Origin of the sequence: Pseudomonas psychrophila HA-4 (genome assembly GCF_000282975.1) — a bacterium.
Taxonomy (GTDB): domain Bacteria; phylum Pseudomonadota; class Gammaproteobacteria; order Pseudomonadales; family Pseudomonadaceae; genus Aquipseudomonas; species Aquipseudomonas psychrophila_A.
The window spans coordinates 1-21,956 of record NZ_ALJC01000092.1 but is presented as its reverse complement, the minus strand read 5'-3'; the positions used below and the strand labels follow the sequence as shown (position 1 = coordinate 21,956).

20 protein-coding genes and 2 pseudogenes are annotated in these 21,956 nt (G+C 59.2%); 7 read left to right on the top strand and 15 right to left on the bottom strand.

What is annotated here, in order from left to right; genetic code table 11:
• Together B347_RS25980 and B347_RS27190 are read left to right on the top strand one after the other, a co-directional pair.
• Window positions 1-444, top strand: a 444-nt coding sequence (locus B347_RS25980; protein ID WP_019410362.1) for a colicin E3/pyocin S6 family cytotoxin, incomplete at its 5' end; no start/stop codon positions are given.
• Window positions 386-694, top strand: a complete 309-nt coding sequence (locus B347_RS27190; RefSeq protein ID WP_033387770.1) for a pyocin S6 family toxin immunity protein — start codon at window positions 386-388, stop codon at window positions 692-694. The genes B347_RS25980 and B347_RS27190, both read left to right, overlap by 59 nt.
• Window positions 695-789: 95 nt before the next feature.
• Here B347_RS27190 and B347_RS0114210 read toward each other — a convergent pair whose 3' ends face one another.
• The 7 genes from B347_RS0114210 to B347_RS0114180 form a co-directional block, all read right to left on the bottom strand.
• A complete protein-coding gene (locus B347_RS0114210) occupies window positions 790-1,971 on the bottom strand; it encodes a fumarylacetoacetate hydrolase family protein (RefSeq protein WP_019410360.1) in 1,182 nt (393 codons plus the stop codon).
• Window positions 1,972-2,070: 99 nt separating this feature from the next.
• Window positions 2,071-3,855, bottom strand: coding sequence for an IlvD/Edd family dehydratase (locus tag B347_RS0114205; protein ID WP_019410359.1), 1,785 nt, complete (start codon window positions 3,853-3,855; stop codon window positions 2,071-2,073).
• Between the two features lie 22 nt (window positions 3,856-3,877).
• Window positions 3,878-4,762, bottom strand: coding sequence for an NAD(P)-dependent oxidoreductase (locus B347_RS0114200; protein ID WP_019410358.1), 885 nt, complete (start codon window positions 4,760-4,762; stop codon window positions 3,878-3,880).
• Complete coding sequence (locus B347_RS0114195) at window positions 4,759-6,126, bottom strand: MFS transporter (protein WP_019410357.1); 1,368 nt, start codon at window positions 6,124-6,126, stop codon at window positions 4,759-4,761. The genes B347_RS0114200 and B347_RS0114195 overlap by 4 nt, the downstream gene beginning before the upstream one ends.
• A gap of 94 nt (window positions 6,127-6,220) precedes the next feature.
• Entirely contained in the window at window positions 6,221-7,192 is a 972-nt protein-coding gene (gene denD, locus B347_RS0114190; RefSeq protein ID WP_019410356.1) for a D-erythronate dehydrogenase, read from the bottom strand.
• 38 nt (window positions 7,193-7,230) lie between these two features.
• Window positions 7,231-8,079, bottom strand: a complete 849-nt coding sequence (locus tag B347_RS0114185) for an ureidoglycolate lyase (protein WP_019410355.1) — start codon at window positions 8,077-8,079, stop codon at window positions 7,231-7,233.
• Between the two features lie 46 nt (window positions 8,080-8,125).
• Window positions 8,126-8,866, bottom strand: a complete 741-nt coding sequence (locus tag B347_RS0114180) for an SDR family oxidoreductase (RefSeq protein WP_019410354.1) — start codon at window positions 8,864-8,866, stop codon at window positions 8,126-8,128.
• 107 nt (window positions 8,867-8,973) lie between these two features.
• Here B347_RS0114180 and B347_RS0114175 point away from each other — a divergent pair, with 107 nt between their 5' ends.
• Together B347_RS0114175 and B347_RS25050 are read left to right on the top strand one after the other, a co-directional pair.
• Entirely contained in the window at window positions 8,974-9,933 is a 960-nt protein-coding gene (locus B347_RS0114175) for a LysR family transcriptional regulator (RefSeq protein WP_019410353.1), read from the top strand.
• A gap of 120 nt (window positions 9,934-10,053) precedes the next feature.
• Window positions 10,054-11,325: an MFS transporter gene (locus B347_RS25050; protein WP_019410352.1), complete on the top strand. Its 1,272-nt coding sequence runs from the start codon at window positions 10,054-10,056 to the stop codon at window positions 11,323-11,325.
• Window positions 11,326-11,403: 78 nt separating this feature from the next.
• On the opposite strand, the gene B347_RS0114165 is transcribed toward B347_RS25050, so the two are convergent.
• The 7 genes and pseudogenes from B347_RS0114165 to B347_RS0114135 form a co-directional block, all read right to left on the bottom strand.
• Window positions 11,404-12,141, bottom strand: coding sequence for a CbtA family protein (locus B347_RS0114165; protein ID WP_033387768.1), 738 nt, complete (start codon window positions 12,139-12,141; stop codon window positions 11,404-11,406).
• Window positions 12,142-12,156: 15 nt separating this feature from the next.
• Complete coding sequence (locus B347_RS0114160; protein WP_019410350.1) at window positions 12,157-12,369, bottom strand: CbtB domain-containing protein; 213 nt, start codon at window positions 12,367-12,369, stop codon at window positions 12,157-12,159.
• 289 nt (window positions 12,370-12,658) lie between these two features.
• Window positions 12,659-13,975: an MFS transporter gene (locus tag B347_RS0114155; protein ID WP_019410349.1), complete on the bottom strand. Its 1,317-nt coding sequence runs from the start codon at window positions 13,973-13,975 to the stop codon at window positions 12,659-12,661.
• Window positions 13,976-14,012: 37 nt separating this feature from the next.
• A pseudogene (locus B347_RS26710) lies at window positions 14,013-14,219 on the bottom strand (glucose/galactose MFS transporter); the annotation flags it as partial.
• Between the two features lie 273 nt (window positions 14,220-14,492).
• A complete protein-coding gene (locus tag B347_RS0114145; RefSeq protein ID WP_019410347.1) occupies window positions 14,493-15,770 on the bottom strand; it encodes an L-fuconate dehydratase in 1,278 nt (425 codons plus the stop codon).
• Window positions 15,771-15,783: 13 nt separating this feature from the next.
• A complete protein-coding gene (locus B347_RS0114140) occupies window positions 15,784-16,632 on the bottom strand; it encodes a fumarylacetoacetate hydrolase family protein (protein ID WP_019410346.1) in 849 nt (282 codons plus the stop codon).
• A gap of 144 nt (window positions 16,633-16,776) precedes the next feature.
• Window positions 16,777-17,517 (bottom strand): SDR family oxidoreductase, encoded by a 741-nt coding sequence (locus B347_RS0114135; protein WP_019410345.1) that lies wholly within the window; start codon window positions 17,515-17,517, stop codon window positions 16,777-16,779.
• Between the two features lie 252 nt (window positions 17,518-17,769).
• Between B347_RS0114135 and B347_RS0114130 the strand changes: the two genes are divergently transcribed.
• The 3 genes from B347_RS0114130 to B347_RS0114120 all read left to right on the top strand — a co-directional run bounded on the left by B347_RS0114130 (window position 17,770) and on the right by B347_RS0114120 (window position 21,468).
• On the top strand, window positions 17,770-18,531 hold the full coding sequence (locus tag B347_RS0114130) for a FadR/GntR family transcriptional regulator (RefSeq protein WP_019410344.1): 762 nt from the start codon (window positions 17,770-17,772) through the stop codon (window positions 18,529-18,531).
• 253 nt (window positions 18,532-18,784) lie between these two features.
• On the top strand, window positions 18,785-20,026 hold the full coding sequence (locus tag B347_RS0114125; protein ID WP_192812379.1) for a glutamine synthetase family protein: 1,242 nt from the start codon (window positions 18,785-18,787) through the stop codon (window positions 20,024-20,026).
• A 92-nt stretch (window positions 20,027-20,118) separates the two neighbouring features.
• Complete coding sequence (locus tag B347_RS0114120; RefSeq protein ID WP_019410342.1) at window positions 20,119-21,468, top strand: MFS transporter; 1,350 nt, start codon at window positions 20,119-20,121, stop codon at window positions 21,466-21,468.
• A 14-nt stretch (window positions 21,469-21,482) separates the two neighbouring features.
• Here the strand turns inward: B347_RS0114120 and B347_RS25975 are convergent.
• Window positions 21,483-21,956: pseudogene (locus tag B347_RS25975) on the bottom strand (RHS domain-containing protein); the annotation flags it as partial.

Below are 21,956 nucleotides of genomic sequence, written 5' to 3'. Positions count from 1 at the left end.
AACACCCTCGGCATTCCCCCCTTAAAAGGCGCGTCACCCACGCCGCATATTTGGATCTTCCCGCCAACTAAAAACGCCGACACCATCATCGTCAACCCGATCTACCCGCCGGACTACAAGGACTTCATTCTTGTGTTCCCGGCTGATTCGGGGGTGTTGCCGCTTTATATTGTTTTGAATGTGCCGGGGCATGGTTATCACAAACCGCCCGATTTATTGGCAGCTTTTCCTGAGGCTACACGCGTACGTCCGAAGTCTGGCGTGCAAGGAGGTGGACATAAGCGGCGTAGATGGACAGATCGTAAAGGGCGAATTTATGAGTGGGATTTCCAGCATGGTGCTGTCGAAATATATGACAAACAAGGCAAGCACTTAGGGGAGTTTGATGCCGATACTGGCGAGCAAAGAAAACCTGCCAAAAATGGGCGAACCACCTCTAAATAGGACTGAAACGATGTATTTACAAATAACGGGTTTTTTACCGGAGCCGGACCCGGATGATTCTTTGAAATTTAAGCGGGCCTTGGGGGGAGATCTTGAGGCTGACGCACTTGGGATTATGGATTGGAAAGCGTTAGAGGAGGCAGGTGGGTGGGAGACTGAGGTAACACCCGACCAAGCAAAACTGTTCGCGAAGCTTTTAGACGAGCCCCAAATAGTGGAGTTGACGCTATTTATTGGGTGTGTCGCTTGATCTGATGGGTATGAGAGCTTTGTCTTTACAGGCGCTGGTAAATCAGCGCCTGCCCTACACCTTGTGGGGGCCGCATAACACCTATCGGCAATGACCTACCCCAACAACCCACGCCCCGCCAGGTTCTTGATCAATGCACTTACGCCAAACGTCCAACGCGGTGCCTGATCGCTGCCCGTCACACGGTTGTGCAGGGCGCCCAGGCTGGTGGACGAGATGCTCACCACATCCCCGGCCTTGTGCGTAAACCCTTGGCCCGGATGGTCGCGGTCGTCGGTCGGTGCGAACAGGGTGCCGAGGAACAGTACGAAGCCGTCCGGGTATTGGTGGTTTTCGTTTAGCGTCTGCTCGGCAAGGTCGGCCGGGTCGCGGCTGATTTGGTTCATCGAGCTTTTGCCGTTGAGTACGTAGCCGTCTTGGCCTTCAACGCGCAGGGTCACTTCGCAGTTGCGCACGTCGTCGAGGCTGAAGTGTTCGTCGAACAGGCGGATAAACGGCCCGAGCGCGCACGAGGCGTTGTTGTCTTTGGCTTTGCTCAGCAGCAGCGCGCTGCGGCCTTCGAAGTCGCGCAGGTTGACGTCATTGCCCAGCGTCGCGCCGTGAATGCGGCCACGGCTGTCGACGGCCAGCACCACTTCTGGCTCAGGGTTGTTCCAACTCGAACCCGGATGGATACCGATTGCGTTGCCGCTGCCCACGGCGGCCAGAATCGGTGCCTTGGTGAATATTTCTGCGTCCGGGCCGATGCCGACTTCCAGGTATTGCGACCACATTTTTTGTTCGATCAGCACCTGTTTGAGGCGCATCGCTTCTGGCGAGCCGGGCTTGAGGTCGCGCAGGTTGTCGCCGATGACGGCGTGCACCATGCCGCGTATTTCTTCGGCACGCAGCGCATCGCCGCCGGCTTTTTCTTCGATAACGCGTTCGATCATGCTCGACGCAAACGTCACGCCAGCAGCTTTGATTACTTGCAGGTCGGCAGGGGCCAATAAATAAGGTTTGGCAGGGTCGCGCTGTTCGCTGCTGTTAGCCAGCAGGTCCTGAATTGACCCCAGCGAAGTACCGCTGATTTCACGCACGGCCTGCAACGGCTGGTCGTGGTCCAGCAGCAGGCTCAGGGTTGGGAAATGGGCCGTGCAATCGAGCACTTCACCGTCACGAATCACCACCACCGCCGGGCCGCCACGCTCGCCGGGTAGCCAGACACGACCGACCAGTGTTGCGCGTTGCCAGTCTTGCGGCAGGGAGTTTTCAATGTTTAATTGCAGCGTTTTCATAGGGCAATCCTTAAATTTTGCGCGAACGCCCCCTGTAGGAGCGAGCTCGCTCGCGATCTTTTGATCTTGAGAGCTCGCTCCTTAAGGGCGGTATGACAGTTAGTGAGAGTGGCGAGGCGGGCCGTTTTCTGGGATCACGCGCCAGTACAAGGTGGCCGGTTCCAGGCAGCCGCCCGTGGACAACTGGCCAACCAATTGGCGGTACAACTCCTGCCACGGGGTTTGTGACGGGGCCAAGGGTGGCAACGGTTCTTTGCGGCGCTCGTCGAGTTCGGCTTCGTCGACCAACAGGTTGACGCTGCGCGCATTTAGGTCGACGCGCAGGCGGTCGCCGGTGCGCAGCAATGACAGGCCACCGCCTACCGCTGACTCAGGCGACATGTTGAGGATCGACGGGCTGGCCGAGGTGCCGCTCTGGCGACCGTCACCCATGCACGGCAGCGAGTCGATACCGGCCTTGATCATCGTAGAAGGCGGGGCCATGTTCACCACCTCGCCACTGCCGGGAAAGCCCACGGTGCCGCAGCCACGAATCACCAGAATGCAGCGCTCATCGATGTTCAGCGTCGGGTCGTTAATGCGGGCCTGATAATCTTCCGGGCCTTCGAACACAATGGCCCGCGCTTCAAAGCTGTTGGGTTGCTCCGGGTCGCTGAGGTAGGTTTTGCGGAAGGCTTCGCCCACCACCGACATCTTCATGATCGCGCTGTCGAAGAAGTTGCCACTGAGCACGATAAAGCCTGCGCGGTGCATCAGTGGGTCTTCGTAGGAGCGGATCACGTCGCGGTCGCCGGTCACACAATCGGCTACTACTTCGCCCATTTTGCGACCACTGACGGTCAGGCAATCGCGGTGCAGAAGGCCTACTTTGTCCAGTTCGTGCATCACTGCCGGGACGCCACCTGCGCGGTGGAAGCTTTCGCCTAGGTATTCACCGGCGGGCATGCAGTTCACCAACAACGGCACGTCTTCGCCCACGCGCTGCCAATCTTCCAGCGACAGGTCGATGCCGCTGTGACGGGCAATGGCAATTAGGTGCGGCGGGCAGTTGGTGGATGCACCGAGTGCCGAGGCCACGGCAATGGCGTTTTCAAAGGCGGCGTGGGTCATGATCTGCGATGGGCGCACGTCTTCACGCACCAGATCAACGATCCGCATGCCCGTGGCATAGGCCATTTGTCCGCGCTCACGATACGGTGCCGGGATGCTCGCACAGCCAGGCAGTGACATGCCCAACGCCTCGGCCAGCGCGTTCATCGACAGCGCAGTGCCCATGGTGTTGCAGTGGCCCACCGATGGCGACGATGCCGTGGTCAGGGTCATGAACCCCTCGTAATCAATCTCGCCCGCGCTGAGCAGGTTGCGCGCATGCCATAGCACGGTGCCTGAGCCGATACGCTGGCCTTTGTGCCAACCATCGAGCATCGGCCCGCCGGACAGCACGATGGACGGCAAGTCTGTCGTGGCAGCGGCCATCAGACACGCCGGGGTGGTTTTGTCGCAGCCGGTGGTCAGCACCACGCCATCCAGCGGGTAGCCGTGCAGCACTTCCACCAAGCCTAAATAGGCCAGGTTTCGGTCCAGCGCGGCGGTAGGGCGGCGCGATTGCTCGGCAATCGGGTGTACCGGGAACTCCATCGGGATCCCGCCTGCGTCGCGAATGCCATCCTTGACCCGCTTGGCCAGTTCAATGTGATGGCGGTTGCACGGCGTCAAGTCGCTGCCGGTCTGGGCGATCCCGATAATCGGCCGCCCCGATTGCAGCTCGGCACGGGTCAGCCCCTGGTTCATGTAACGCTCTACATACAGCGCCGTCAGGTCCGCATGGCTGGGATCGTCGAACCATAACTGGCTGCGTAGGCGGCGTGGGGTTGAATCGGTCATGGCAGGCTCCAGCAGATTATTTTTATTCAGGCAGTGAATTGTGGCGGCGTAGCTGACGGATCAGCCCCGCGTGGTCGAGTTCGCCGTCACCGGCGTCAACCATGGATTGAAACAGCCCGTCGACCCGCAGGCCGACCGGCAGTGTAAGCCCCAGTTTTTGTGCATGGGCCAAGGCAGTGCGTGTGTCTTTGAGCTGCCACTTGGCCGGGCCACCGGGGGTGAAATCGTTGGTCAGCATGCGCTGACCATGTTGGCGCCAGATCGGCGAGTCGACAAACCCTCCCATCAACGCCTCGTGCACTTTGCTTGGGTCGGCGCCGCCGCGTTCGGCCAGTAGCAGGCCTTCAGCGACAGCGGCGATAGTACTGGCGACGATCAACTGGTTGACCAGCTTTGACAGTTCTCCTGTTCCTGCCGGGCCAACGTGTACTGGCCGGCCCATGGCCGCCAGCACGTCGCGGCCTTGCTCGAACGCAGCCTCTTCGCCGCCGACCATGATCGCCAAGCTGGCGTCGCGTGCCCCGCGCTCGCCCCCCGACACCGGAGCGTCGAGGTAGCGCAGCCCCAGGGCTGCGCTCAAACGGGCGTGTTCAACGGCAGTTTCGACGGGAATCGAACTCATCACCACCACCAGCGCGCCGGGGGCCAAGGCCCTCGCCGCGCCGTTTTCGCCAAACAGCACGTCGTCACAGGTGGGGCCGTCGCTGAGCATGCAAATCAGCACCTGAGCGCCGTCTGCCGCCAAGGCCGGTGTGTCAAATACCTCGGCACCTTGCGCAGATAATTCCTGCGCCTTAGTGGCCGAGCGATTCCAGGCCCGTACCGGATAGCCGGCGTGCAGCAGGTTGCGGGCCATGGGCTTGCCCATGATCCCAGTGCCGATAAACGCTACGGTTTGCAGGGTCATGCCTTGCCTCCCACGGATGCAGATTGTGTCGAGTTACCTAGAGAAACTTTGTTGCGCGGCATCAGCACCATGCCCAGACCACCGGCGCCGACCAGTGCGGCAATCACCAGGAAGCCCGGGGTGTAGCTGCCCGTCACGTTGAACAGATAGCCGGTGAGGTATGGACCAATGAAACCGCTGAGGTTGCCGATAGAGTTGATCAAGCCAATCCCCGCGGCGGCCCCAAGGCCTGTTAGCACCTGACCAGGCACCGCCCAGAACACGTTGATCGCACTGTAAACGCCCATCGCCAACAAGATAAAGCCGATCACGATAATCCACGGCTGGTTGAGCCACAGCGCCACGGCGATAGAGATGGCGGCCAACATCGCGGCACCGCCCGCATGCCAGTGACGTTCTTGCAGACGGTCAGAGCGACGGCTCCACCAGATCATTGCAACAGCGGCCAAGGCGTAAGGAATAGCGGTGATCAGACCATTTTGCATCAGGCCGATTTCCAGCCCGAACGATCCACGGAACGACGCCAGTACAGTGGGCATAAAGAAGTTCATGGCGTTGGAGCCCGAGGTAATCCCGAAGTACACCAGCGCCAGCAGCCACACCTGACGGCTGGACAACGCTTTGCGGATCATCTCCCATTTGGTCGGCTGAATGCCCACCACCAGCGGTTTGTTGCGCTCTTCGTTTTCCAGGGTGTTGATCAGCCAGTTGCGCTGCTCATCGGTCAGCCAGTGCGCTTGGTGAGGATGGTCGGTGAGGTAGAAGTAGCAGACCACGCCCAAGATCACGGCGGGTACGGCTTCAACGATGTACATCAGGCGCCAGCCAACAAAACCCAGCGCGTCGCCCATTTCTATCAGGCCTACCGACAGCGGTGCGCCGATGACCTGAGCGATAGGTACGCCAAGGTAAAAGGTGGCGATCATGCGGGCGCGATAGCGGCTCGGGAACCACAGCGACAGCAAGTAAATCACCCCCGGGAAGAACCCGGCTTCAGCAATGCCCAGCAGAAAACGCAGCGAAACGAAGTGCACCGGTGTCTGCAAAAAGCCCATGGCGCCTGCGATGATGCCCCAGGTCACCATGATCCGAGCGATCCATACGCGGGCGCCGTAGCGGTGCAGCAAGACGTTGCTCGGCACTTCGAAGATGAAGTAACCGAGGAAGAAAATACCCGCACCCAGGCCATACAAGGTCTGGCTGATGCCGATGTCGTCGTTCATCCGCAGCGCGGCGAATCCGACGTTGTTGCGATCCAGAAAGGCGACCACAAATAGCAGGATAAGAAAGGGGATCATGCGTTTGGTAACGCGTTTGATCGTCTGTTGTTCGATGTCTGTGACATCTGGAAGTGGTGTGGTCATATCGCACGGCCTCATTTTTTATTGTTGTTTTTCTGTAGGAGCGAGCTTGTTCGCGATCTTTTGGTCTTTAAAAGCTCGCTCCTACAGGGGGGGATCAGACAGCGGTGTCTTCTATGTGCGCTCGCACGATGGCATCAAAATCCGGGTCGGCGGTAAAGCCCAATGCACGCGCACGAGGTGCTTGGACCTTGCTCGGCCAGCTTTCAACAATGCGCTGGATGGTCGCGTCCGGCTCCCAGCGAATCAGCTTGGTGACTTCATCACCCGCCACGCGTTGCAGCGCCGAGACCATGTCGGCCACGGTGGTGGTCACGCCTGGCAGCGGGATGATGCGCTCGCCGCCGAGTGTTTTCGGCGACAGGGTCATGCCCAGCAGCATCGATTCAACAATGCGCCGTGGCGACGTCAGGTACACCTGTGTGTCCGGGCGCACTGGGCACACGGCCGGTAGCCCCACCAGCGGCTCGCGGATGATTGAACTGAAGAAGGTCGATGCCGCTTTGTTAGGCTTGCCAGGGCGTACGGCCACAGTTGGCAGGCGCAATACGCGTCCGTCGACAAACCCTTTGCGGGCATAGTCGGCCACCAGCAACTCACCGACGGCTTTTTGCATGCCGTAAGACGATTGCGGGGTGAGCACGGTGTCATCGTCGACCACGTCCGGCAGCTTGCCGCCGAACACGGCAAAACCGCTGGCATACACCAGACGCGGCGAGGTGCCTTGTTTGCGCAGGGTTTCGAGCAGCAACATCAGGCCGTGCAGATTGACCTGCATGCCCAAGTCAAAATCCGCCTCGGCGGCCGAACTGACCACCGCCGCCAAATGCCACACCAAGTCCACGCCATCGGTGACGCGGGCGATGACGTCGGGGTCGGCCACATCGCCGGTCACCAGCTCAATGCGCGGATCATTGGGCACGTCTTCACCGGCAAAGGCGTCGAACAGTACGATGCGTTCAATGGTGCGTGGCGCTTCGCCTTCGAGGGTCAGGGTGTTCAAGTCTGCCAGGCGTTGAGCCAGTTGCTTGCCGATAAAACCGGTGCCGCCAGTGATGAGAATGCGCATGTGTTGCTCCTGCTTCTTATAGTTGTTCGAGCACTGAATCAGTCAGCTTGTATGGTGCGTTGGCGTTGCTCGCCGAGGCCTTCGATGCCTAAGCGCATGACCTGGCCTGCGCGCAGGAAGATCGGCTCGGGTTTAACGCCCAGCCCAACACCCGGCGGCGTGCCGGTGGAGATCACATCGCCCGGTTGCAACGACATGCAACGGCTCAGGTAAGCAATCAATGCCGGGACTTGGAACACCATGGTGTTGGTATTGCCGTTCTGGTAGCGCTGTCCGTCGACCTCAAGCCAAAGCTTGAGTTGGTGCGGGTCGCTGATTTCGTCACGGGTTACCAGCCAAGGGCCAAGCGGGCCGAACGTATCGAAGCCTTTGCCTTTGTCCCAAGTGCCACCTCGCTCCAGTTGCCACTCGCGCTCGGACACATCATTGATCACGCAATAACCGGCGACGTGGTCCAGGGCATTGCTTTCATCGATGTAGCGACCGCCCTTGCCGATGACCACGCCCAGTTCGACCTCCCAGTCGGTCTTGGTCGAATCGCGGGGGATTTCGACGTCATCGTTGGGGCCGCAAATAGCGCTGGTCCATTTGTTGAACACCACCGGCTCCGAAGGCACTGCCAAGCCTGACTCGGCAGCATGGTCAGCGTAGTTCAGGCCGATACAGATGAACTTGCCGACCTGACCCACACAGGCGCCAATGCGCGGCGAACCGCTGACCAGCGGCAAGGTGGACGGGTCAATCTCGCTCAGCGCTGCAAGGCTTGCAGGCGCAAGTGCTAGACCGGCGACATCGGCGATGTGCGCCGATAAATCGCGAATATTGCCTTGGGCATCCAGCAGACCGGGTTTTTCCTGACCTTTTTCGCCGTAGCGCAGCAGTTTCATAAAAGCTCCTGTATTGAATTGGAAACCTTATTTTTCTGTAGGAGGGTTAAACGCTCATCCCGCCATCAATGATCTGGGTGGTGCCGGTGGTGTAGCTGCTGGCATCGCTGGCCAGGTACAGCACCAATTGGGCGATTTCATCAACGTTGCCAATGCGGCCCATGGGCTGGCGATCAACAAAGGCCTGATAGACCTCGGCCTCCGAGCGCCCTTGCTCGCGTGCCTGTTCGCCAATGCGCTGGCGCAGCGAGGGCGAGTCCACTGTGCCAGGGCAAATGGCGTTGCACCGGATACCTTGACCGACATAATCAGTGGCCACCGATTTGGTCAAACCAATCACTGCGGCTTTGCTGGCGGTGTAGGCAAAACGGTTGGGCACGCCTTTGATGCTGGAGGCGACCGAGGCCATGTTGATGATGCTGCCACCGCCTGCTGCCAGCATGCCCGGCAAAAAGGCGCGGATCATCCGGTACATGGCCGTGACATTAAGGTCGAAGGAGAACTGCCAAGCGCTGTCATCGCACTCCAGCAATGCGCCGCTGTGCACAAACCCCGCGCAGTTGAACAACACGTCAAGCGTGCCAACCTGCTGGCTGATGGCCTCAATGGCCGAGGTCTGGGTCACGTCCAGTTGCAACGCTTGAATGCCAGGGATGTCTTGCAGGGCGTCAATATTCAGGTCGGTAGCGATCACGTTCGCACCGGCATCACGCAGGGCCAGTACCGATGCTCGACCAATGCCATTGGCCGCAGCTGTAACAAGAACGCGTTTGTTGGCGAGGTTCATGAGAGCAGTTCCATTATTTTTATTTGGCCCAACGGCTTAACACTAATGTTGCGCTCCGATAATCGCCAATGAGATATTCTCAAGCCTTAATAACTGGAGGTTATCGGATGGCAGATGTCGGGTTCAATCAACTGTGCAACTGGTTACGGTTCCGCCATTTGGTGCTGATCGACACCCTGGCGCGCACGCAAAACATGCACGCCACCGCCCAGGAAATGAGCATCAGCCAACCTGCGGTCAGCAAGATGCTGCGCGAGATCGAGCACCAGTTGGGCTTTGATGTGTTTGCGCGGCTGCCGCGCAGCATGTCGCTCACCGACCTGGGCAGCCACGTGGCGCGTTTTGCACAAATCGCCCTCAACGACTCCCAGCAGTTCGTCGTCCAGATCAACCATCTGCGCCAAGGCGGGCATGGTTTTCTGAAGATCGGGACCATCTATGCGGCCACGGCCATTGCAGTGCCAGCGGCGATTGTCGAGGTCAAACAGCAATGGCCACTGTTGACGATTGAAGTGCTTGAAGGCACCAGCGCCAATATGCTGACCATGCTTGAACACAAGCAACTGGACTTGGTGGTGGCGCGTTTTACCCTCGATCGCCATCGTGAACTGTTCGATTTTCAAGCCTTGGCGCCAGAACCGCTGTGCTTGGTCACGGGCAGCCAGCACCCGTTGGCAGGCGCCAGCGAAATCCCGCTGAACGAACTCGGGAGTTGGCCGTGGGTGGTCTACCCGACAGGCACGCCGATGCGCGCGCGGCTGGAGCGGGCCTTTGTCGAAGCGGGCATGCAAACCCCGGAAAACACCGTCGAAACCGTCTCGCTGCAAACCACCATGCAGTTGCTGCAAACCGCCCCGGTGGTCGCAATGCTGGCCGAGTCCATGGCCGAGCCCGAAATTCAGGCCGGGCGCCTAACCCGTCTGGCGCTGCCTTTTCCGCTGGTTCTGGCCGACTACGGCATCATTACCCGGCGCAACGAGCCCCCCAGTTGGTCGATGAAGGCCTTTATCGACGCCTTGTTAAACGGCCCCGATGCCGTGCGTGGTGCCCGCCAGACGCCTCAATAACTCGGGGTTATTGACTGATGGAATCTTGTGATTGGGCAGCGCACAAGTGGCGCTCTAGAGTGCAGGTCGTCCACCCGTGCTTGCACTCGGGTAGGGCGCCATCGCTCATTAGAGGCGCGTATGAAAACAATAAAAAACTACAAGACACTGACTATTTTTTTCCTGTTCCTGATTGGCGTAGTCAACTACCTCGATCGCAGTGCGCTCTCCATCGCCAACACCTCCATCCAGAAAGATCTGGCCATCAGCCCAATGCAAATGGGCATCATGCTTTCAGCTTTTTCCGTGGCCTACGCCTTCTCGCAATTACCCCTCGGCGCGTTGATCGACAAGCTCGGCAGCAAGCTGGCGCTCGGCGGTTCCTTGGTGGTCTGGTCGCTCGCACAAGGCGCCTTTGGTTTGTTCAGCAGCTACGGCCATCTGGTTGGCCTTCGGGTTTTGCTGGGGATTGGCGAAGCGCCGGTGTTTCCCTCGGCGGCCAAAGCCTTGTCCGAGTGGTTTGACACTCAAGAGCGGGGCACTGCCACCGGCTGGGTGTGGTCGTCGACCTGCATCGGCCCGTGCTTGGCGCCGCCTTTACTGACGCTGTTCATGGTGCACCTGGGCTGGCGCGGCATGTTCATTCTTACGGGCATCATCGGCTTGCTGCTGGCGGTGTGCTGGTTCAAGTTCTACAAAAGCAAAGCCGAATACATGGCCGCCACTGGCCGTGCAGAGCCGGTGGAAGTGCAGCAAAAAAAGGCGCCAAAACTGCGCTGGACGTCACTGTTCAAAGACCGCAACACCTGGGGCGCGTTTCTGGGCTTTATGGGCGTGATTTACATGATCTGGCTCAACCTGACCTGGTTGCCGGGCTACTTCGAGCGTGAGCACGGCCTGGACCTGTACCGCACCGCCTGGGTGGTTTCACTGGCCTACTTGTTTGGAGCGGTGGGGACCATCGTTGCGGGTCGCTGCTGCGACAAATTGGTGGCGCGCGGTATGCGGGTACTGGCCAGCCGCAAACTCATGGTCATTTTGGGCTTGCTCGGCGGGGCGCTGTTTACCCTGATCGTGGCCTTCACTACCAACGTCGTGGCGTGCGTGGTGCTGCTGTGTCTGACCATGTTCTTCATCAACATTTCTAGCGCCACGGCGTGGATGATCGTCAACACCATCGTGCCGTCTGAACGTGTGGCTTCGTTTGGTTCTATCCAGAACTTTGGCGGCTATTTGGCGGGCTCGATTGCGCCGATCCTTACCGGGTTCAGCGTGCAACAGAGTGGCTCGTTCTCGTCGGCCTTCGTGATCAGTGCGGTGGTCGCGTTGTGCTCGGCAGTCGCCTACTTTGTTCTGCTTAAAGAGCCTTCTGCACCTGTTTCACGCGTTGATGGAGTCCCCGCAACGGCATGAATCACCCAAGAAGCGAGTTTGTCTCGCGATCTTTTGACCCATCAAAAGATCGCGAGCAAGCGTGCTCCTACGGGGGATTTAGGCGTTGTAAGGTTTGTTCGCTAGTAGCAAGCGTTCAGCCACTGCACCGAAAATCAGGCCCAAGGCGGTCCACATCACCACTTGAATACCCACCGCTGCCACGCGGAATTTCCACAGCAGCAGGGCTGAGAACCCGTCCGGCGCTTCATTGAACGTCGGGAATAGGAAGCCCGCGATCGAGACAATCACCAGATACAGCGCTACGCCCTTGATCGCGCCATTCCACAGACCCGAGCTGGCGATGAACTTGCGGCCCGCACTGATTGCAATCACCGCAGCTGCAACCGACACCAGTAGCATCAGAAAGAACAACTGCGTGCGCTTGCCGATGGTATCCGGGTCGCCCACAGACGGCGGGTTGGCCGGGTATACCATCCCCGGTACCAGAAACAGCACCACAAACGCGCTCAACGCCAATAGCGCAGACAGGCCGCGCGGGCCTACGTTGCCGATGCGGCCTAACGAGAACGCAAACACCAAGGCAAAAATGCCGCCTAGTGACGCGCTGTACGCCACCACCCCGGTCAACAGGCCGAACGTGCTTTGCACTTCGCGGCTGACCAATTCGGGTTCTTCTTCCTCGGCATCACCGTGGGAGTGGGAGTGGGACATGCTTTCTTCGAAGGCGATTGCGCTATCAATCTGTGGCTCACCAAATATTTTGGCAAAGCCGAAAGCCAGCAGGCCAGCAATCAGACCGACAAGCATGCCCCTGACGAGTAAACGACCAGTCATGTAGAAATCCTCGGATCAGTGGCAGGGAAAGCCCAGCAGATGGCGGCCGTCGTGTACGAATTCGTGAACGTACATGCCCTTGAAAACGGCCACTGCGCCTTGTTCGGCACCGACGAAATAAATCGCCAGCATCAGCAACAGGCCGCCGAAGATCGCCCAAGGCAAAATGTCGCCTAGGGGAATGGCAGGAATGGAGATGTCAGTCTGAGTTGAAGCGCTGTAAGCCATGATTACCTCTGGGATTTCGCGTCCCGGCAAGAGTGCATAAGGCAAAGGAAGATCTGGCTTTCGGCAAGGAGCCGACTACAGTGGCGCGACCGCGTCGGAATTTGACCGACTTCTTTCCTTCGTAACATACCGAAATAACTTCGGCAGTGTACGCGCTTGATTGAGGAAATACCCAGAGGAACCTTTTATCTCTTGTGGGAGCGGGCTTGCTCGCGATTCTGGCGACGCGGTGCACCTGCCATACCGCGTTGCTGCCTTCGCGAGCAAGCCCGCTCTCACTGCCTGTTCGTCAGGCGGATGGCGCCACTCGGGCTGGATCAATCCGTTTGCCCGGCGCCCCCCCGCTTCTGGCTGAACGCAGCAGCATCAATGCGCCAATCAGTGCCGTACCGGCCAAGAAGTACATCCCGGCGTGCGTGCTATTGAAGTAGCCCTCGGCCCACGTTTTGACCGTTGGTGCCAGAAAGCCGCCCAGGTTGCCCAACGCACCTATCACGGCGATTCCGCTGGCCGCCGCAGCGCCGCTCAAAAAGCGCGTCGGCAAGGTCCAGAACAACGGTTGAACCGTGATAAAACCTGCCGCGGCCAAGCAGAACGCGAGGATCACCAACGGTAGGCTGCCGCTTAAGGTCGAGCCGACCATGCCCACCGCTGCCAATGCCAGCATCAGCGCGGCAAAACGGGTTTGCTGGCCTTTGCGGTCGGCGTAGCGGGTGACGGCAAACAGCACAATGACGGTGGCAATCCATGGGATCGCGGTGAGCAGGCCGACCTTCAAGCCGATGCCGGTGCCGAGAAGTTCGGCGATCCGTGTCGGCAGGTAAAACAGCACGCCATACACGCTGACCTGAATCGTGAAGTAGATGAGGGTGAAGTACAGCACCAGCGGGTTGATCAGCGCTGAGCGCCACGACGATGGGCCTTTGTCGGCCTTGAGCAGATGCTCTTTTTCCAATTCATGCTCGACGGCGGCTTTTTCTTCAATGCTCAGCCATTTGGCATCACGCGGCTTGTCGGTCAGATAAAAGAACGCGAACACGCCGATGATGGAGGCGGCGAGGCCTTCGGTGACGAACATCCATTGCCAGCCGGTCAGGCCAAATTGCGCGCTTTCGAGTAGCCAGCCAGACACCGGGCCACCGACCATCAGCGACACCGGCACACCAAAGTAGTAAATGCCGTAGGCCGAGCCGCGCTGGTTCTGCGGGAACCAGTAGGTCAGGTACAGCACCACGCCTGGCGACAAGCCCGCTTCGGCTACACCGAGCAAGAAACGCAGGATGTAGAAGCTGGTTTCGTCGTGGGTAAACATCATTGCCGCTGACACCAAGCCCCACGTGACCATGATCCGGCTGAGCCAGATGCGGGCGCCAATTTTGTGCAGCATCAGGTTGCTAGGCACTTCAAACACGGCATAACCGATAAAGAAAATACCTGCACCCAAGGCAAAGGCAGCGTTGCTCAGTCCGGTGTCGGCCTGTAGGGCATGTTTGGCAAAGCCAATGTTTGAACGGTCAATAATCGCCATCGCGAACATCAACGCGACAAAGGGCAAAATGCGCCAGCGGATCTTGCTGAGGGCCTGTTTCAATACCGGATTAGACATAATGTGCTCCTGTTATTTTTCTTGTGGAATACAGCGATTAACGATTTTTCAGGGGCGCGCGGGTATAGGCCTCGACAATCACAAAGCAGCTCATCGGCAACAGGTAGGCCACGGCAGCGGTGGCCATGATCATGAATGAGCTGCCGCGCTTGGTATGCGCGCCGAGGTTTTTCACGACCATGGCAAACAGGGTTGAGAACATGATCGAGATAAAGAAGAACATCGCGACCCAGCCCACCACGGCCCGAATCCACGGGAAACGCTCGTCCAGCAGCAACAGCCGATCGGTCTCGCTTTCACGCGCTTGGGCTTGCACGGCAATGCAGCCATCGAACTTGGCCTGATCAAGCAAGGGCCGCAGATCATCAGGGGTAAAGTCCCGAAGCAAGCACGCCATGTTGCGGCCTATCCAGGGATAGCCGGCAGCGTCATAGCGCCAGAAATGCTGATGCGCATCCAGTCGCAGTGGGTCTGTGGACGACATTGTTGTTGTACTCCGCCCGTTCAGTGGTGTGGTTTAGCCCCGATAGCGGTAGTGCTCGCGGGATGCGGCTTTCATCTGGATCGAAAAGCCGGGCGCCTGTGGCGGCATGTAGGCGGCATTGCGGATCACGCACGGGTCTTCGAAGTGTTCGTGCAAATGGTCAACAAATTCGACCACGCGGCCTTCATGAGTCCCGGCGATGCACAGGTAGTCGATCATCGACAGGTGCTGCACGTATTCGCACAGGCCTACGCCACCGGCATGCGGGCACACGGGCAAGTTGTACTTGGCAGCCATCAGCAGCACGGCCAGTACTTCGTTAACCCCGCCGAGGCGGCAGGCATCAATCTGCACCACATCTATCGCTTCGCGCATGATCAGTTGCTTGAACACGATGCGGTTCTGGCACATTTCGCCGGTCGCGACCTTGACCGGACTGACCCCCAGGCGGATTTTGCGGTGGCCTTCAACGTCGTCCGGGCTGGTCGGTTCTTCGATAAACCACGGGTTGGCGAACGACAGTTCGCGCACCCAGCCGATGGCCGCGTCGACTTCCCACACCTGATTTGCGTCGATCATCAACTGACGATCCGGGCCGAGCACTTCGCGGGCGATACGCACGCGGCGGATATCGTCTTGCAGGTCGTGGCCGACTTTCAATTTGACGTGGGAGAAGCCCGCGTCGACGGCTTCCTGGCACAGTCTGCGCAGTTTTTCATCGGCATAACCCAGCCAGCCCGCTGAGGTGGTGTAACACGGGTAGCCTTCGGCTTCGAGTAAGGCGAGGCGTTCGACTTTGCCTTGGGCACGTTCGCGCAGCAATGTCAGGGCTTCGGCGGGGGTGATGCAATCAGTGATGTAGCGAAAATCAATGCAGCGCACCAATTGTTCGGGGCTCATGTCAGCCACCAGACGCCACACCGGTTTGCCTTCGGCCTTGGCCCACAGGTCCCATGCGGCGTTGACCACGGCGCCGGTGGCCAAATGAATGGCGCCTTTGTCGGGGCCAATCCAGCGCAGTTGGCTGTCGCTGGTCACGTAGCGCCAGAAACGGCCCATGTCTTCGGCGATCCACTCAAGCTTAAGACCCACCATCAGGCCCGCGAGGGCCTTGATCGAAGCGCAGCAGATTTCGTTGCCGCGGCCAATGGTGAACGTCAGGCCGTGGCCTTCGAGGCTCGGGGTGTCGGTTTCGAGGATAACGTAGGCCGCTGAATAGTCAGGGTCCGGGTTCATCGCGTCCGAGCCGTCCAGTGATTGCGAGGTGGGGAAGCGAATGTCTTCAACGCGTACGGCGGTAATAGTAGTCATGGCGTGCTCCCGCTTATTCGGCGTCGACGGTGCGTTGGTTTTGTTCGCCCAGCCCGCTGATGCCCAGGCGGATGTGCTGGCCAGCGCGCAGGTAAACCGGTTCGGGTTTGATGCCCAGGCCAACGCCGGGCGGGGTGCCGGTGGAAATCACGTCGCCGGGTTGCAGGCTCATGAATTGGCTGAGGTAGCTGACAATTTTCGGGATCTGGAAAATCATCGTCCGGGTGTTGCCGTTCTGGTAACGCTTGCCGTCGACTTCCAGCCACAGGTCTAGTTGGTGCGGGTCGGCGATTTCATCGCGGGTCACCAGCCATGGGCCGAGCGGGCCGAAGGTGTCGCAGCCTTTGCCTTTGTCCCAGGTACCGCCCAGTTCCAGCTGAAACTCGCGCTCGGACACGTCGTTGATCACGCAATAACCCGCCACGTGCTCCATTGCGTCGCTTTCGCTGATGTAACGACCGCCTGTGCCGATGACCACGCCCAACTCGACTTCCCAGTCGGTTTTGCGTGAGTTACGCGGAATTTCGACGTTGTCATTCGGGCCGACGATGGCGCTGGTCCACTTGTTAAACACCACGGGTTCGGCGGGGATGGCCGCACCGGTTTCGGCGGCGTGGTCGGCGTAGTTAAGGCCAATGCAGATGAACTTTCCGACCTGGCCGACGCACGCGCCAATGCGCGCAGAGCCTTGGACGAGCGGCAGGGTAGACGGGTCAATTTCTTTCAAGCGGGCAATGCTTTGCGGGCTGAGGGTGTCGCCCGCGATATCAGTGACCACTGCGGACAAGTCACGCAGTTGGCCGTTGTTATCGAGCAGAGCGGGACGTTCCTGGCCTTTTTCGCCGTAGCGCAGCAGTTTCATAAAGAGTCCTTGAGGTTGGGGAATAGAATCCTGTGGGAGCGGGCTTGCTCGCGATGCTGGCGACTTGGTTTGTCTGAAGCACTGCGGTGATGCAATCGCGAGCAAACCCGCTCACATACAATCAAAGTCAAAATCGGGGCTGGATCAGTTGCTCCAGCCGCCATCAATGATTTGTGCGGTGCCGGTGGTAAAGCCGCTGGCACTTGAGCCCAAGTACAGCGCCAATTGGGCGATTTCTTCTGGCGTACCGATGCGGCCCATCGGCTGGCGGGCGGCGAAGGCGGCGTACACCTCGTCCACGCTGCGGTCTTCGCGTTCGGCTTGTTCGCGAATGCGTTGACGCAGGGAAGGGGAGTCGACGGTGCCGGGGCAGATGGCGTTGCAGCGGATATTCTGGCTCACAAAGTCCGCGGCGACAGAGCGGGTCAAGCCAATCACTGCGCCCTTGCTGGCGCAGTAGGCGAAGCGGTTAGGCACGCCTTTAACGGCGGAAGCCACCGAGGCCATGTTGATGATCGAGCCGCCGCCGTTGCTCAGCATGCCCGGCAAAAAGGCGCGGATCATGCGGTACATGGCGGTCACGTTGAGGTCGAGGGCGAAGTTCCAGTCTTTCTCACTGCATTCCAGAATATTGCCGCTGTGCACCACGCCTGCGCAGTTAAACAGCACATCCAGCGGGCCGATTTCTTCGGCCAGGCGCTCAATGGCGCCCGCGTCGGTGACGTCCAGCAGGTGAGAGCGCGCGCCTTCAAGCTTGGCGAGGGCGGTCGCATTGATGTCGGCGGCGAAGACTTCGGCGCCAGCGGCGAGGTAGGCCTGGACACTGGCGAGGCCAATGCCTTGGGCTGCGGCTGTGATCAGCACGCGTTTGCCGGAAAGATCCATGGGTGCTCCATAACAATGTCGATTGTTTTTATTGTTGGCTGATCATTGTGGACTAATGGTCAGGCCATTAAGGGCGTAGCAACTGGCAAATCGACTCAGCGTCGGGATAAGTTTTTGCTATTATCGCTTTACGTTATCCATCCAATGGTCAGGCCATTGGGCCTTTTGTAGCATGCACCTCAAGCTTCAACAAGTGACTTTTTCTTGAAAAAGCGCTCGCGAGTCGCTGCACACACCAGAGCTAATTTCACGATGCCATTCCAAGTTATTGATAACCAAAGGCTTTATCGGCAGATTGCTGATCAGCTACGGGCCTTGATCGACAGCGGTGAATTTCCGCCGGGCAGCCGCTTGCCGGCCGAGCGCGAGTTGGCCAAGTTGTTGGGCGTGAGCCGCGCGTCGGTCCGTGAAGCGATGATTGCGCTGGAAGTCATCGGCTTGGTAGACGTGCGTGTCGGCAACGGGGTAATTGTGTGTGTGCCGCCGGTGCAAGTGGTCTCCAACGAACCCGTCATGGCCCAGGCCACACGCAACCAGTGGATAGAGCTGGACCCGGAGTTGGGTATTGAAGTGGATTTCAGCGCTGAGATTCCGCCGTTTGCGCTGCTTCAGGCCCGGCGTTTAATTGAGCCCGAGGCGGCCGCGCTGGCGGCGCTGAATGCCAGCGATGACGAATTGGCTGGCATTCGCGAGGCGTTCGAACGCAACGTGCAGGACAACCGCGAAGACTCACACACCCATCCCGGCGACCGTCTGTTTCATATCCGCATTGCCCAAGCTTCAGACAACCCGGCCTATGCGCTGATGATTCAACATTTGTTGGGCCATCGTTACGGCAGCATGTTTCAGCGCCTGCAAAGCCACTACACCTCGGATGACATGCCGCACCGTTCCGAAGACGAGCACCGGCGCATCCTGCAAGCGCTCGAACAGCATGACCCGCACGCTGCGCGTCAGGCCATGGCCGAGCACTTGGATGAAGTGATCCGCATCTTCAGTCGTAACGCACAGTAAGGCGGGTTATTGCAGCGAGGATTCTTCGACAGCGGCTACAAGCGCTGTGGTTTATTCTGATTTATGCGCTGCTCGCTTGAATTCACGAACGGCGGGTGCGTATTTTGTGCGCATTGCCGTTCGCGGTTTGCACACCAACAAGGAAAGTGTCATGACGACCGATGGTCACGGCTCACTCGCGCAGCGATTAGCGGGCATTGATGAGATTGAATGTGTGACCCCGGATCTGAATGGCGTGCCGCGTGGCAAGGTAATGACCGCAGCGGGTTTTCTCGAAGGACGGCGCTTGCAAATGGCCCGAGGCGTCATGCTGCAATGCATCATGGGTGGCTATCCTGAGGCACGTTTCTACGGCAGCGACGACAGTGACCTCGCGTTGATTCCAGTCCCGGCGCAGCTCTACCGTTTGCCATGGAGCCAGACGCCACGGGCACTGGTTATTTGCGATGCGGTTGAACTGACGGGCACCGACTCGCGTCTGTCGACCCGTGGCCAGTTGAAAGCGGTGATCGCCCGTTATGCCGCCCTAGGCCTGGCGCCTGTGGTGGCCACCGAACTTGAGTTTTTTGTATTTGCCGCCAACCCTGACCCGACTCAAGCGTTCCGTCCCCCGGTCGGGCTGGACGGTCGCCGCGAAGACGGCATGTCGGCGTTCAGCATCAGTTCCAATAACGGTCTACGGCCCTTCTTCAATGAAGTCTATGCGTGCATGGCCGCGCTGGATTTGCCGCGTGACACCTTTATGCACGAGATGGGCGTAAGCCAGTTCGAGATCAACCTGTTGCACGGTGATCCGCTGTTGCTGGCCGACCAGACGCTGTTGTTCAAACACCTGCTTAAGGAAGTTGCGCTCAAGCATGGCCTGACGGTGGTGTGCATGGCCAAGCCATTGGCGCACACGGCGGGCAGCTCGATGCATATTCACCAGAGTGTGGTCGAGACGAGCAGCGGGCGTAACGTATTCAGCGATGAGGCGGGGCAACCAACGGCTACCTTCCGCCACTTTATCGGGGGGCAACAGGCGTGCATGGCTGACTTCACGGCGCTGTTTGCACCCAACGTCAACTCTTACCAGCGCCTCTACCACCCGTTTGCATCACCGAACAATGCATGCTGGTCACACGACAATCGCAGCGCCGGGTTGCGCATCCCGGCCAGCGTCCCCGTTGCGCGGCGGGTCGAAAACCGTTTGCCGGGCGCCGATGCCAATCCCTATCTGGCGATTGCGGCGAGTCTGGCAGCCGGCCTGTACGGCATCGAGCATCAGCGTGAACCGACCGCTGCGATTCAGGGTGTGTTCGAGGTGCCTGAAGCGTTGTCTCTGCCATGTACCTTGCATGCTGCCCTTGAGCGTCTCAAACGCAGTGAACTGGCAAAGGAACTGTTCGGCCATGAGTTCATCGAAGGATACATTGCGTCCAAGACCCTGGAACTGACCAGCTTTCATGACGAAATAACCCCCTGGGAACGTCGCGTTTTGGCGGTTCAGGCTTAATTGTTCAGACGGGCACATGCCCGTTCGAATCTGTAACAGTTGGCGGCCTTGAGGTCGCTGATGACCTGCACAAGGAGCCGCACGGAAAGCCAATGCACCAAATCTGGAAGTCTTTTCGAGCGCTATATTTTGCCTCGCTGATGATGCTGATCGGCTCGGGTCTGTTGAGCACCTACCTCGCCTTGCGTCTGGCGGCTGACAATGTCGACGGGTTATGGATTGGTGCCCTGATGGCTGCCAACTACTGCGGTCTGGTACTGGGCGGCAAACTGGGGCACCGACTCATTGCCCGGGTCGGGCACATCCGGGCCTACGCAACGTGCGCCGGTATCGTCGGTGCGGCGGTGCTGTGCCACGGCCTGACCGACTGGCTGCCGGCCTGGTTGCTGCTGCGTCTTATCGTCGGCCTCGGCATGATGTGCCAGTACATGGTCATCGAGAGCTGGCTCAACGAGCAGGCCGATGCCAAACAACGTGGGGTTGTATTTAGCCTGTACATGATTGCTTCCTATTTGGGGCTGATGCTCGGGCAACTGATTTTGGTCGTCCACCCTGAGTTGGGGCCTGAACTGCTGATGCTGGTGGCTATATGCTTCGCCCTGTGCCTGGTACCGGTAGCCATGACCCGACGCATCCACCCGGCGCCTTTGCGGCCTGCGCCGATGGACCCAAAATTCTTCATCACGCGCGTCCCGCAGTCACTGATCGCCGTGATGGGAGCAGGCTTGCTGATCGGCTCGTTCTACGGCTTGGCACCGCTTTACGCATCGCAACAAGGGCTATCGACCGAACTGGTTGGTCTGTACATGGGGTGCTGCATCTTTGCAGGTTTAGTGTCGCAATGGCCGCTGGGCTGGTTGTCAGACCGCTATGACCGACCGTTGCTTATCCGAATCTTCGCTTTTCTGCTGGGTGTGGCAGCCTTACCGCTGGCGATCTTTCCCGAAGTGCCCGTCGAAGTCCTGTTTGTGGCCGGCTTCCTGTGTGCGCTGCTGCAATTTTGTATCTACCCACTGGCCGTGGCCTTTGCCAACGACCACATCGAGAGTGAGCGCCGAGTCTCGCTAACCGCCATGCTCCTCGTTACCTACGGCATTGGTGCGAGCGTCGGACCGTTATTGGCCGGGGTACTGATGAAAGTACTCGGCAGCCAGATGCTCTATGCATTCTTCAGCGTCACCAGCCTGATACTGGTGTGGCGCATCCGCCCGAACGCCGTCACCAACCTGCACCAGGTCGACGACGCACCGCTGAACCACGTCGCCATGCCCGACAGCATGTCCAGCTCACCCTTGGTAGCTGCGCTTGACCCACGAGTGGATGAGCAAGTGGTGCAGGACCAGATGGTCGATGGGGTTGAGGTGGTGGGGGAGCCCGAGGTAGACGTAGAGCCTGAGATAACGCCGGAAATGGGCGGGCCGGAACCGGGCGTTAAGCCCTAGGGGCAACCCTTGATGACGTCTGCGATGTCGAGTTTGAGGACGTTGCCGTAGGCGCGGTAGTTGGCTGACCAGACGATTTTGCCGCGTGCGTCGGTGAGTTTGCGGGGTGCCGAGGTGGTCGAGTTGGTAGTGGTAGATCTGTGCTTTGGCGCCTTCGCCGTGTAGCTGGGCTAGGGGTTTGAAACTGCCCGGTTCGTAGAGGTAGCTGCAGTAGTGGCTGATGCCTTGCAGGCCTTTTTGTTGCGCGCTTTCGGCGATTAGGCGCTCGCCTTGCCAGATGAAGTGGGTGGTGGTGGCGTCGACTTCTTTGGCGATGCGACGGCCAAACGCGTCGTAGCGGTAGGTTACGTGGCTGCCGTCCGGCAGGGTGATGCCGATCAGTCGGTGTTGGCTGTCGTAGTGGTAATCGCGGGTGAGACGCTGGCCTGCGCCGCGTCGTTCCTGGCTGAGGTTGCCGTAGGCGTCGTAGTCGAAGTGGCTGTCGCCTT